This is a genomic window from Ruthenibacterium intestinale (genome assembly GCF_040096265.1).
GTDB classification, from domain to species: Bacteria; Bacillota; Clostridia; order Oscillospirales; family Ruminococcaceae; genus Ruthenibacterium; species Ruthenibacterium komagatae.
In genome coordinates, this window is sequence record NZ_JBBMFA010000101.1 from 126,708 (window position 1) to 139,614 (window position 12,907).

A 12,907-nucleotide genomic window follows, 5' to 3' on the forward strand; every position below is an offset into this window, starting at 1 on the left:
GGTTAACCATGCCACACCAAGTCCTGATTTTGTTGGCCGCCGGCGGGCTGATGTTTCTGGTCATCGGCTGTCTGGCCGCCTTGTCCCACTACTATACCCTGAGCGGGATCAAATCCAAAACGGTCGGCGACGGCCAGCACGGCACCGCAAGATGGGCCACAGCCAAAGAGATCCGGCAGACTTATGCCCATGTCCCCTTCGAGGTGAAGAAATGGCGCAGCGGCCAGAACCTGCCCACGGAGCAGGGGCTGGTGCTGGGGTGCAAGGGAAAGAAAGGCGAACTCACCGCCCTTGTGGACAGCGATGACATCCACTGCCTGATGATCGGCGCTTCCGGCATCGGCAAGACCGCCTATTTTCTCTATCCCAATCTGGAGTACGCCTGCGCCAGCGGCATGAGCTGGCTGGCGCTGGACAGCAAGGGCGACCTCGCCCGCAATTACGGCGCCATCGCCAAGAACTGCTATGGGTATCAGAATGTGGCCGTGATCGACCTGCGAAATCCCACCCGCTCGGACGGAAACAATCTGCTGACTCTGGTCAACCGGTATATGGACATTGCCCGGAATGACCCGAACAATCTCGCGGCCCGGGCCAAGGCCGAGAAATACGCCAAAATCCTGTCCAAGACCATCGTCAACCCGGACGGCGATGACAGCAACCGCGGCCAGAACGCTTTCTTCTACGATGCAGCGGAAGGGCTTCTCACCTCGGTCATCCTGATGCTGGCCGAGTTCCTGCCGCCCGATAAAGACCATCCACAGGAGCGCCGCCATATCGTTTCCGTGTTCAAGCTTGTACAGGACCTTCTGGAGCCCAGCCGGGTCAAGGGCAAGAGCCACTTCCAGCTCCTGATGGCAAAACTGCCGCCGGATCACAAGGCGAGGTGGTTTGCCGGTGCCGCCCTCAACAGCGCCGAGCAGGCAATGGCCTCCGTCATGTCCACCGTGCTGTCCCGATTGAATGCCTTTCTGGACAGCGAGCTGGAGCAGATCCTGTGCTTCGACAGCGCCATTGACGCTGAGAAGTTTGCTTCGGAGAAGTCTGCCATCTTCCTGATCCTGCCGGAAGAAGACACAACCAAGAACTTCATGGCCGGTCTCATGATCCAGAACCTGAGCCGGGAGCTGTTCGCTGTGGCCGATGAGAACGGCGGCAAGCTGAAAAACCGGGTGGTGCTTTTCTGCGACGAATTCGGCACCATGCCCCCGTTTGATATACTGCCCCTTTTCTCAGCTGGACGCTCTCGCCGGTTAACGCTCGTGCCGATCATCCAGTCCTTAGCGCAGCTCGAAAAAAACTACGGAAAAGAGGGCTGCGAGATCATTCAGGACAACTGCCAGGACACCATCTTCGGCGGCTTTGCACCCAACAGCCAGACCGCCGAAGTGCTGTCCAAAGCCTTGGGCAGCCGTACCGTCCTCTCCGGCTCGGTGAGCCGGGGCAAGAACGATCCCAGCCAGAGCCTCCAGATGATGGAGCGCGCCCTGCTGACGCCCGACGAGCTGAAATCCATTCCCAAGGGCAGCTTTATTGTCATGAAAACCGGTACTCATCCCATGCGGACCCGGCTCCAGCTCTTCTTAAACTGGGGCATTACCTTCGGGGAGCCGTATGTGGTGCCGGAGAGAGCCAACCGAGCGGTGGCCTATGCCAACCGGGTGGATCTGGAGCGGAATCTCCCGCAGCTCAGTGAGCCGGAGGAGATGGACGAAAGCCGCGGCTATGCGGTATCCAGCCGGGGCGGCATCGCCCATGCTCCGGCTCAGGAGAGAGCTGTAAAAAGAGGAAAGCAAATGAAGACATTCGGAGAGGAGGAACGATGAGCTACTTCGGAACGATTTACGCCGACACTGAGCTTCCCTCCAGAGCGAAGGCGGTCTATATGTACCTGCGGGATCGCTCCGATGCCGAGGGAAAGTGCTGGCCGGGCATCAAGACCATTGCCTCGGACATGAAGCTGTCCCGCTCCACGGTCAAGCGGGCACTGCATGATCTGGAGCAGCACGGCTATCTCCAAAAGGATTCCCGGCACAGGCCGAATGGGAGCAGCACCTCCAATCTCTATACCGTAAAATAAAAGGGAGAGTGGTTTGTACCAAAATGTAGTACAAACCACTCTCTGAATCTTCCGCCAAGGGAGAACTGCGCCCATTCGCTGGACCCAGGGGCGGTTCATTGTGAACCACCCAGAAGGACTTACTCTAACGGAGATTTAGAGCAGAGAAAAGACATCTATGGTATAGGGACTGGTGGTGAAATTATGGTTCATCGATATCCAGGCAGTATCCGACCTCTCGCACAGAGCGAATGTAGAATGGGGCATCTGGATTAGCCCGATACAGCTTCTCGCGCAGGTTGCAGATATGAAAACCTATTGTATTGTTCTCATTTCCTGTGGTGAAATCGCCCCAGACCTGTTCGTAAATCTGTGCATAGGTCAGCACATGGCCTTTATTGGCGGCCAGCAGCAGGAGAATCCGATATTCTTTTGTGGTAAGCTGAATCTCCTGTCGATCCCGAAAGACCTTTCGTCTGCGCGGAAAAATCTCAAGACCGGGGAGCGATACCATCGGTTCTTCGTCGACCTCGATTTTTTCTATCTCAGGGTGGTTTTTGAGGATAGACAGAATCTGCTCCAAAACTTCCGTATCTCTTTCGTGCAGCTCCAAAATCATGACTCGTCCGATGATATCACCGCTTTCTCGCTCTGTTTATGAGCAACTTTCAACCGCTCAAAGGTTTCCTCGCTGATGACATGCTCAATCCGGCAGGCGTCCCGCTCGGCAGCAATGGGGTCTACCCCAGCATTTGTCAGCATTTTTGTAAAGAAGCGGTGCTTTTCGTAGATTTGTTCCGCCACTTCCCTACCTGCATCGGTCAGGTGAAGGAAATAATCCTCGTCCATCGTGAGAAATCCACCGTCCCGCAGGGTCGCCACCGCATGGCACACGCTGGGCTTGGACACCTCCATGTGCCGGGCCACATCTACGGAGCGTACCATGCCGAGTTTCTTTTGAAGAACAAGGATGGTCTCCAGATAATCTTCGCCGGATGCGTGAAGTTTTACGGTGCGTTTATCCATAGATGTCAGCATGGTTGGTCTCCTTCCTTTAGGAACAGGATTCCCTTCATTCAGATCAGCGCAGCGCTGGAAAGTTGTTTTTTTAGAACTGTTTTCCCAAGCATACTGCCCACCAGAGCCAGTACAACAGTTGCAGCAATCATAACCGGCAGCATCCATATCTGCGCAACATTCTGCATGACTGTCGCATATTCGGCCGACATTTCCTCTGTGGCGCGTGTAACCGTGTATTCGGGGAACGCCCAGATATAGAGAGGATTACCGAACATACCAAAGGAAAATATGACATGACTAAGGAGTGTCGTCTTAAGATTGTGGTAACCGCCAACTTTCCGTATGCCCTCTGCAAGTACGGTGGTGATAATTAAGGTAACAATGACCAGATTGGAGAGTTCCCCGGCAATAAAATAGATTACACCTACGATCAGGTTCATTAAAAACACAACACCGGGTTTCGCTTCCTTTGCCACAATATACAGATATGGGATTCCCGTAAAAAAACCAATGAGAGCTGGCATAAAAATCCACAGAATGGGCGTAAGTGCCCCGGACATCATGACCACCATGGTTATCATAAAGTAAACCAAGGAAATCCCGGCTGTAATCCCGAAATCTTTACCAGTCCATTTACTATTCATATATAATTGTCCCTTTCGTCCATCCTCTGTTTATCCAATGGCCCAACCCTCAGCTTGTTCGCGGATGGAGATAAATCGTTTATACAACCCATTTTGCGAGACAAGCTGCTGATGCGTTCCCCTTTGGACAACCTTTCCCTCATCAATCACCAAGATCTGATCTGCGCTTTCAATAGTCGCAAGGCGATGGGCAATCACAATAATGGTTTTACCGTGAGTAAGATTGCCGATGGCTTGTTGAATAAGATGTTCATTTTCTGGATCAATGCTGGCAGTTGCTTCATCAAGGATGACAATGGGGGCGTTTTTTAGCATAGCCCGAGCAATCGAAATGCGTTGCTTTTCTCCACCAGATAGGGTAGAGCCACCCTCACCAACGACTGTGTTATAGCCATCTGGGAGCGCCATAATAAAATCATGGCATCGGGCGGCTTTGGCGGCGGCAATTATTTCTTCCTCGGAGGCATCGGGTTTTCCGAACAAAATATTGTTGCGAATTGAATCGTGGAACAAATACACATTTTGGAATACCATACTGATATTTTTCAGTAGAGAATCGCAGGTAAATTCCCGAACATTGTGGCCTCCCACTTGTATTTCTCCATTCCGTGCATCATAAAACCGAGCCAATAAACTGCAGATTGTAGTTTTCCCGCTGCCGGATGGTCCTACGATCGCTGTCGTGGTGTTCTGTGGGATACGGAAGGAGATATGGCTTAAAACTTCCCGACTATCATAGCCAAAGGACACATCCTTAAACTCAATATCGTACTGGTCAATAGAAACATCTTTTCCGTCTTTATCAATGAATTCAGCATCTTCAATACTCTGAAGTTTCTCCGCTACTGTATCCAGCATTTCCAGAATGTGAAGGGAATTATTTGCCGACTCAATCGTGTTAAACATGATATAACTGTAAACGATCAACATAATCGCCATATACAGTTCCATTTCCCCTTGGAGTGCAAGAAGGGCTGTGATGCAGGTGATTGCCATGGTGCCCATGTATAGGCCGAGCCGATGCAATGCGTCACAAGGGGCAAAGTTCCGCTCCATCTTAATGTTAATTTCTTTCGACTTATGATAGGCCCGGTAGAGTCCGTCAGATGCTACACCTTCCTGCTTGAAAGATTTGACAACAGCCATCCCGCGGACATACTGAACAATCTCATCTGCCATCTCATTGATACTTTCCTGCCGGATCGGGGAATTTTTACGGCTTTGGCGCTCGATAAGTTGCAGCCCGGCTGTAGAAATTGCCACAGCCAATAGCGCGGCGCCCCCCAGAAAAGGAGAAAAGCATAGCAGCCATATTATCGTGATTGCAAGAAATATGTAGCTGTCAATAATGTTATTGACAACATTCATCGTCTGCATTTCAAAAAAAGCCAGATCTGTGGTGATAGCAGTGGTAAATTCCCCCATGTTCTTCCGCTGGAGAAATCCCAGCGAAACCCGCTTAAGAATATCACCTATCTTCAGTCGTTCTGCACAGGTTACCTCATGAGCAATGCTATCCTGCCGGGTTGCCCGGATATAGGCGAACAGCCATCGGAGCAAAACTGAACCAAGGATGATTGTGGTGAGTTGGAGAACATATACCGGTTCCAACACTGCTGCCCCGTTGCTGTCATCAAGAATCAGCTTAATTGTCCAGACTCCGCAGATAATAGGAACAATGCCAAGAATATTGGAGATCATTGAGAGGGCAATACCAAGATAGAGCCGCCCCTTGTACTGACTCATCAGACGGAACAGCCGTTTGAGAATTCTAATCATGCGAAAACCTCCCCTCTTAACCCAACTGACCATTTCTTTGCGCCAATGTGAGCCTGCCACATATCTCTATAAAGATCGCTGCTTTCCAATAGTTCCTCATGAGTACCGCTTTGTGCGATTCGTCCTTTTTCAATCAGAAGGATCCTATCTGCATTCTTGATTGTGGAGAGGCGGTGGGCGATGACCAGAAGTGTTTTACCACGGGTCAACTCTGCGATAGCTTCCTGAATTTTGGCCTCATTCTCTGGATCAGTAAAAGATGTGGCCTCGTCCAAAATCACGATGGGAGCATTCTTCAAAATAGCCCTGGCGATTGCAATACGCTGTCTCTCACCACCAGACAGCCGGTCTCCAGCCTCGCCTGCGCTGGACTGATACCCCTGTTCCAGCTTGTTGATAAATTCATCGCATTGTGCCTTTCGGGCCGCCTCCAAAACCTGCTCATCTGTGGCTTGCGGATTGCCCAGCCGGATATTTTCCAAAATGGAGCAGTTAAACAGAAAATTATCCTGCGTAACAAAGCTCACCTGATCGGCCAACTCTGTCAGAGGAATGTCTTTGATATTTACTCCACCAATCTGGATAGCTCCCTCTGTCGGATCCCAGAAACGTGCCACCAGGCGGGCCAGTGTCGATTTACCTCCACCAGACGGGCCGACAAGAGCATAAAACGCCCCCTCCGGGATAGCAAGATTTACGTCATGGATTACATTTTCTTTTCCGGTATAGGAGAAGGTCACATGCTCCATTAGGATGTCATGAGCCGAGATCGGTTTTTCCTCCATTGCCAGTGGCAATTCTCCAATATCAAAGGTCTTATTTACAATATTGACAGAATACTGAATTGACTTTAGCTGATTAAAAAACAGAATCATACGGCCCAAACTGCTGACCATGCCCATAGAGAGCAGCATTGCCATAGTGATTTTTGGCAGGGTTGTGCTGCCATAGAGATAAAGCAGCGTGCCAATCGGCAATACACCCAGTAGAGTTGTCGGCAGAATACTGGCACCAAGGGTAGTAAATTTCCATGTTGATTTGTACCAATTCAAGGTGGTTTGCTTGAAGTTCTCTACCGCTTTCCGATATTTCTCATAGGACGAGGTCGACTGGTTGAAAGCTTTCACAACTTCAATGCCTTCCATGTACTCAACCACTACATTGTTCATGTGCTCATTGGCTTCCATATAGACTTGGTAGGTTTTATTGTAGCCGCCCAACATCATTCCATATGGAATAAGCGCCAAAGGAATGGTAATCAGCGATGCCAGCGCCAAACGGAAATCAATCATACAGAGATAAGTGAATACCGCTATCGGCAATACCAGCGCCCCGGCGCCCTCTGGAATCACATGAGCCAGTGGGATTTCAATATTCTCAATCTGATCTACCACAATATTCTTTACGCGACCAGCGTTGATTCCTTGGGCCACTCCAAGCGGAGCCTTCATCAGTTTCTCGGCGACCCGCTTTCGCATCAACTCCAAAATGGTATATGCAGAAATGTGGGAAAGCGTAGTGGAGATGGCATGAAACAGAACCTTGCCGAGAAAACCGATCGTGCCAACAATGGTCCAGTAAAAGATCGTCTCCGCCGTGGCGGTTTGGTCAAAAAACAGGCAAATAATACGGTAAGCGGCAACATAAGGGATGATGCCCCCTGCAACCGACAGTAATGCACAAATTACAGATATAATCAGTTTTCCCTTGCATGGCGTAGCATAAGACAGGATACTGCCTGCAAGACCTTGCTTCTTCATAAAACAACCTCCTTCTGAAAGAGAATAGAATAGATCTGCGGTGTATATCTGGGTTCTACAGGAAAGAAACTTTCCACCCTGCCGTTGAGCAGATAGCAAATATGGGTGCAGGTATGCATCAAAAATTCGTAATCATGGGTGGTCACCAGGAGGGTCTTGCCCTGTTCTGCCAGTTCATGTAGAAGGGAAGAAACATTGACCATACTGGAATAGTCCAAGCCACTGGTAGGCTCGTCGAAGCAAATCACATCTGTGTCTTTCATACAGGCTACTGCAATGCAAAGGCGCTGCTTCTGCCCGCCTGACATTGATGCAGGATGTTGCTGTCGATAATCCAATAATCCCATCCGCTCCAACAGCACTCTGCCTTTTTTTCGCAGTTCCTCATTGTTGTCATTACCCAGAAACAGTTCTTTTTCCACACTTTCTGTAAAAAGCTGGTAGTCGCTGCTCTGCATGACAAGAAAAGTATCGCGCACCCTGGTTTTACTATTTACCGCTTGGCCACCAAATCGAACCTCCCCATTGGTTTCTTTTTTTAAGCCACACACAATTTCCAGCAGCGTACTTTTCCCTACGCCGTTGGTTCCGACGATACCAACGATGTCTCCTTTCCCGGCAGAGAGGTTCACATTTGCCAGCGTTTCACTTTCTCTGGTATAGCGGTAGGATAGATTTTCCAGACAAATTTGTTCCTCCGCTCCGGTTTTTTTCTGCGTCACAGGTGGGCGTATACTTAGAAGATCCGTACTCCTTAACCCCATTCGGTTAGCCTCCTCGTTGGAAAGGGAACGGAAGGCAGAGGCATCCAATTCTCTTGTGATCTGTCCATATTCAATCAAAACGGCACGATCTGCAATGTCTTTCAGATAATGGATGCGGTGCTCAGATATAATAATGGTATACCCCTGTTGTTTGAGTGTATGGAGAATCTCCATCAAATGCTCGGTGGCTGCAGCATCCAGATTAGCAGAGGGTTCGTCCAGCACCAGAATTTTGGGGGCAAGTGCGTAGACTGAGGCGATAGCAATAGACTGTTTTTCACCGCTGGACAGTTCAAAAATGCTGCGCTCCAATAAGCGCTGAATTTGCAGGTCGTTAGCCGCCTGTTCAATACGCCGACAGATTTCTTCTCTTGGAATGCCCACATTCTCACAGGAAAAGGCAATTTCTGCTGTTGTATCCGTGGCAAAAAACTGAGACCGTGGATCCTGAAAAACGGAGCCTACCACACCAGCCAAATCCTGGATTGATAGTTCATCTGTATTCTGCCCATCTACAATGACCCTTCCTTCCAGTTCCCCTTCAAAAAACTCCGGAACTAAGCGGTTAATCAACCGGGTGATGGTCGTTTTTCCACAGCCCGAGGAACCCAACAGAACTACAAATTCCCCTTTTTGGATAGTAAGGCTCACATCCCGCAAAGTCGGTTCCTTTGCATTGGCATACTGGAAGGAAACATGTTCAATTTGAATCATATCTTCACCTCCCAAGCAACGCACTGCCAGTAATTCCAGCAATTACAGCAAAAATAACGGCACCCGCATATAAAAAGTCGGCCGCTCGTAAACGCACCTCCCGATAAGAGGTGCGCTTTGATTCCAAATCCAACCCTCGTGTCATAGCTGAAGCGGCCAGTTCATCCGATATCGTCATACTCCTAATGATCAACGGAACAATGGCATATTCACAGGTTTTAATTGGGTGAAGCAGCACATTGCGCACTGTCAATCCAATGCCGCGTAGCATCATAGTATTTTTGATAGAGCGGAATTCATCCTGTACTGTCGGGATGTAACGGAAAGCTACCGCCAGTGCGATAGTACCACCTTTAGGCACGTGCATATTCTGCATCGCAGTCACAAAGTCACTGACTCGTAGCTTGCTGCCCATCCACGCTCCCATGACAAAAAACACTACAACTCGTTCCAGCATGAATAGAATCATACCCACGCCCGCAGCGAATTTGCTTTGCGGTACGAAAGAAAGAATTAGGTTTATTAGCAGGAACACAGCAAACAGCATTGCAGTCTTTTTTGCGCCCAACCAAAGACCACGAGCCAGATACAGAACTACAACCAGCAGATACATCCAAATCAGGGCCAACAGATTTGGCGCACTAAAAGTAGCTGACGCAAAGACAACCACCAGCAAGAGCTTCATTCGTGGATCCAGTTCTAAAAAACGAATGTGTCTGATATCCCTGCTCATACGATCCCCGCTTTTTGAAAGTGTTTTTTCAACAACAGTTTTCCAAGAAATGCTCCAACCACACATCCAACCACAGTGGCGGCAAGACCCACAAAGAACATTGGCCCGATAAGCATATCAAACACTGTGGAGTAGAGATCCGCATAGGCGGATACCGCAGCTAAATACATATCTTTCATAAAAATGAGTGGAATCGTCATGCCCAAATAGAGAAATACCACCTGAACGGCAAAGCAAATCAACATAGTAGAAAACTTATGGCGATCCAATTTGCGCCAGAAAAGTTCAGCAATCACCGCGCCAACGGCAATTATCAGAGCAACACCCCAAAAACTCATAAGCTGCATTGCCGCCCAAATTAACCCAAACAACAAGACGATTCCTTTCTTATTCACTTTCGTAAACAGAAGCATGAAAATGGTTCCCCAAACCACTGCACAGGCCGCAAAGACAAACAAGCTGCCAGCGACGGTCATACCAATGGGTGCGCCAACTCCCGCATAGACCAGAAACATAAGCACATATAAGATGGCGGCGGTTATGTAATCGCGAACGTTCATTTTGTCTGATTTTTTAAATTTTGCAGTATTACTTTCCATTGTTTTCCCCTTTCTTGTTAGCGGTCGCTAACCAACGCGGATTTTTTTGGCTTTTAGCCTATTAAGCTAAAAGCCAAAAATAGCTTGCCAGTTAAATAGTTTTGCCACATATTCACAGTGGCGTAATGCTTTTTCCAAAGGCAAATCATGAACGATTGGCTCAAACAACGTAGACCAAAACGCTGTCAGCAGCATGTGGATTTCCTCTTCATCAATCTGGCTGTCTCTATCATCTTGCTGGGTAACTGCCTCTAAAAATTTGACCGTTTGCTTCGCATGGTGAGATACGAAATCATGTAAGAAATTTGCGTGTGTTGAACCTTCCGAACGGCACAGGAGTAACTTGAATCCATCGTATCGCTCATAGGAAAAACGCACAATTGTTTTAAGTGTTGTGCTTGACATATCCCATACGGATTGCATTTTGCCATGTGCCAGCTGCTCGTAATCGTACCGTTCAATATTTAGCGCCATCTCCTCAATATCCTGAAGTGTTGGACCAACTACTGCTTCAAACAAAGCTTCTTTGCCAGGGTATCGCTTATACATGGCTCCTGTTGTTACGCCGGCTTTTTTGCATATTTCCCGCAAGGAGGCATCTGCAAACCCCTTTTCCATAAATTCTTCTTCTGCACTTTTAAGTATCTTGGGATCAATTCTCCGATCCGGCAACGACATTCTATCACCTCTTTAGATAACATTGGTATCGGTAACGATGTTATCAGGATAGCATAAGTGCATTCTCTTGTCAACAACCAAATATTTGACGATGGGCGAGCTGATGGCCGACTTCGACGGCCGCATTGCCGCCCTGTCCGAATTTGCCGCCGGCAAGACCGCTATTGTTGGACTCATCACCAGCGGCAGTTACAATGTGCTGGGCAACGACGGCCGCTGCTCCATGATCGGCCGGGAGATCGGCTTTGAGAACATTGGTGTTGACGCCAACATTGACACCTCCACCCACGGCAACGAGGCTTCCTTTGAGTTCATTGTGGAGAAGGCTCCCGAATATATCTTCGTCATGGACCGTGACGCCGCCATCGGCACCGACGGCGCCAAGCTGGCCCAGGAGATCATGGAGAATGAACTGGTGATGGGAACCGATGCCTACAAGAACGGCAACATCGTCTATCTGGCTCATCCCGCCGTGTGGTACACCGCCGAGGGCGGCATCACCGCGCTGGATCTCATGCTGCAGGATCTGGAGAGCGAGCTGCTGGGTTAATACTGTTTCAGATAGTTCAGATAGAGTATCACGGCCTTTCTCCAAAGAACTCATATATCATATTCATCGAACTTGACTACTAACGAAAGGAGCGCTTACCATGGATCAGGAAAACAGAATGCCTCTTATTGGGGACAAGGCCCCGTCCTTCGAGGCTGTCACCACCCAGGGCCCTATCAAATTCCCGGAGGATTACGCCGGCAAATGGGTGATCCTCTTCTCCCATCCTGCGGATTTCACCCCGGTCTGCACCACGGAGTTTATGACCTTCGGCTCCATGATCGACGAGTTCAAGGCCCTCAATACTGAGCTGGTGGGGCTCTCGGTGGACTCCATCTACTCCCACATCGCCTGGCTGCGGAAGATCCAGGAGCTGGAGTGGAACGGTAAGAAACACATCAATGTGACCTTCCCCCTCATCGAGGATATCCGCATGGAGGTGGCCAACAAGTACGGTATGATCCAGCCGGGACAGTCCAACACCCAGGCGGTACGGGCGGTGTTTGTCATCGACCCCAACGGCGTGGTGAGAACCATCTTGTACTATCCGTTGTCCACGGGCCGCAACTTTGAGGAGATCAAGCGCATCATCCTGGCGCTCCAGAAAGCGGACGCCGATGCCTGCGCCACTCCGGCCGACTGGCGGCCCGGCGATGATGTCATCGTACCCACCGCCGGCAGCTGCGGCGTAGCCAAGGAGCGGATGGACAACCAGAGCGAGAATCAGTATTGCCTGGACTGGTTCATGTGCTTCCGCAAAGAGTCGAAGTAATACTAAGTTAATTCCCCAATAACAGAAAACCGGTCGAGATTTCATGCACGAGATCTCGACCGGTTCTTTTTTGTTGTATTTCGGTCATTTTACAACAGCTCTCGGTGATAAGCAATAGAAAATGAGCTTCAGAATTTGCAACTGCGTTTATAATTAATTTACCGTTCCCATTTGAAATGCCGACCGTCCAATATGCTGGCAAAGTATTGCTATGCCTCCTGTGAGCCTCATTTTTCTATCTTTTCTGGCGGTATAAATTCTAATAGATCACCGATCTCACAATTCAACACCGTACAAAGCCTTGCGAGGACATCTATATCTAAACGAGTAATTTGGTTTTTACAATAATTGTTGATCTGCGTCCGCTGCATCTCAGCCCGATGGCTCAGCATGTTCTTGCTAAGACCGGATGCCTTCAACAGCTCGTCCAGCTTAATCCGAATCGTTCCATATTCCACTTGCCAACCCTCCGACCACAAGAAATATGTTGACAAGTTTAGTGTACCCTTGGTAGAATAGAAAAATAAGATGTAGAAAGTCTTGTCAGACTAATTGCACATATAGAATGCACAGTTTTGGCTGGTGCTTTTTAGCCAGTATGAATATACAATAATATAAAAAGCGGATAATTTTCAAATTTCAGCAAAACTGCCTAAAACCTAAGCGATTTCTAAGAAACCCCTAAAAATTCCCTATTATAATACCCCCATCGAAACGGTGAGGGGAAACGCACTTTTTGTCTGTTATCCCCGCAAGGGGAGAATATGGCAGGAAATCGTATAGGGAGCAATGAACACCCGCCGGGGGTCAGGGAAAAAAGAGTAACATTACATAC

13 protein-coding genes and 1 pseudogene are annotated in these 12,907 nt (G+C 49.0%); 4 read left to right on the forward strand and 10 right to left on the reverse strand.

Going from position 1 to position 12,907, the window contains the following annotated elements; genetic code table 11:
- The first annotated feature begins 8 nt into the window (after positions 1-8).
- Together WMO24_RS11900 and WMO24_RS11905 are read left to right on the forward strand one after the other, a co-directional pair.
- Positions 9-1,826, forward strand: a complete 1,818-nt coding sequence (locus WMO24_RS11900; protein WP_087238860.1) for a type IV secretory system conjugative DNA transfer family protein — start codon at positions 9-11, stop codon at positions 1,824-1,826.
- Positions 1,823-2,080: a helix-turn-helix domain-containing protein gene (locus tag WMO24_RS11905; RefSeq protein ID WP_087272026.1), complete on the forward strand. Its 258-nt coding sequence runs from the start codon at positions 1,823-1,825 to the stop codon at positions 2,078-2,080. Before WMO24_RS11900 ends, WMO24_RS11905 begins: the two co-directional genes overlap by 4 nt.
- Before the next feature lie 181 nt (positions 2,081-2,261).
- Here the strand turns inward: WMO24_RS11905 and WMO24_RS11910 are convergent, their stop codons facing one another.
- The 9 genes from WMO24_RS11910 to WMO24_RS11950 form a co-directional block, all read right to left on the reverse strand.
- On the reverse strand, positions 2,262-2,678 hold the full coding sequence (locus WMO24_RS11910; protein WP_349216651.1) for a winged helix-turn-helix domain-containing protein: 417 nt from the start codon (positions 2,676-2,678) through the stop codon (positions 2,262-2,264).
- Complete coding sequence (locus WMO24_RS11915) at positions 2,675-3,097, reverse strand: metal-dependent transcriptional regulator (RefSeq protein WP_349216652.1); 423 nt, start codon at positions 3,095-3,097, stop codon at positions 2,675-2,677. The genes WMO24_RS11910 and WMO24_RS11915 overlap by 4 nt, the downstream gene beginning before the upstream one ends.
- 38 nt (positions 3,098-3,135) lie before the next feature.
- Positions 3,136-3,723, reverse strand: coding sequence for an MptD family putative ECF transporter S component (locus tag WMO24_RS11920; protein WP_349216653.1), 588 nt, complete (start codon positions 3,721-3,723; stop codon positions 3,136-3,138).
- A 30-nt stretch (positions 3,724-3,753) separates the two neighbouring features.
- Positions 3,754-5,502 (reverse strand): ABC transporter ATP-binding protein, encoded by a 1,749-nt coding sequence (locus tag WMO24_RS11925; RefSeq protein ID WP_349216654.1) that lies wholly within the window; start codon positions 5,500-5,502, stop codon positions 3,754-3,756.
- Complete coding sequence (locus WMO24_RS11930; RefSeq protein ID WP_349216655.1) at positions 5,499-7,262, reverse strand: ABC transporter ATP-binding protein; 1,764 nt, start codon at positions 7,260-7,262, stop codon at positions 5,499-5,501. The genes WMO24_RS11925 and WMO24_RS11930 overlap by 4 nt, the downstream gene beginning before the upstream one ends.
- Positions 7,259-8,740 (reverse strand): ABC transporter ATP-binding protein, encoded by a 1,482-nt coding sequence (locus WMO24_RS11935; RefSeq protein WP_349216656.1) that lies wholly within the window; start codon positions 8,738-8,740, stop codon positions 7,259-7,261. The genes WMO24_RS11930 and WMO24_RS11935 overlap by 4 nt, the downstream gene beginning before the upstream one ends.
- Before the next feature lie 4 nt (positions 8,741-8,744).
- Positions 8,745-9,473, reverse strand: a complete 729-nt coding sequence (locus tag WMO24_RS11940; protein ID WP_349216657.1) for an energy-coupling factor transporter transmembrane component T — start codon at positions 9,471-9,473, stop codon at positions 8,745-8,747.
- On the reverse strand, positions 9,470-10,072 hold the full coding sequence (locus WMO24_RS11945; RefSeq protein WP_349216658.1) for an MptD family putative ECF transporter S component: 603 nt from the start codon (positions 10,070-10,072) through the stop codon (positions 9,470-9,472). The genes WMO24_RS11940 and WMO24_RS11945 overlap by 4 nt, the downstream gene beginning before the upstream one ends.
- A gap of 66 nt (positions 10,073-10,138) precedes the next feature.
- Complete coding sequence (locus tag WMO24_RS11950) at positions 10,139-10,750, reverse strand: TetR/AcrR family transcriptional regulator (protein WP_349216659.1); 612 nt, start codon at positions 10,748-10,750, stop codon at positions 10,139-10,141.
- A gap of 97 nt (positions 10,751-10,847) precedes the next feature.
- Between WMO24_RS11950 and WMO24_RS11955 the strand changes: the two are divergent.
- Positions 10,848-11,300, forward strand: a pseudogene (locus tag WMO24_RS11955) (ABC transporter substrate-binding protein); the annotation flags it as partial.
- 100 nt (positions 11,301-11,400) lie between these two features.
- Positions 11,401-12,072, forward strand: coding sequence for a peroxiredoxin (locus tag WMO24_RS11960; RefSeq protein WP_349216660.1), 672 nt, complete (start codon positions 11,401-11,403; stop codon positions 12,070-12,072).
- 227 nt (positions 12,073-12,299) lie between these two features.
- Here the strand turns inward: WMO24_RS11960 and WMO24_RS11965 are convergent, their stop codons facing one another.
- Entirely contained in the window at positions 12,300-12,530 is a 231-nt protein-coding gene (locus WMO24_RS11965) for a helix-turn-helix domain-containing protein (RefSeq protein WP_040648020.1), read from the reverse strand.
- Positions 12,531-12,907: the final 377 nt, after the last annotated feature.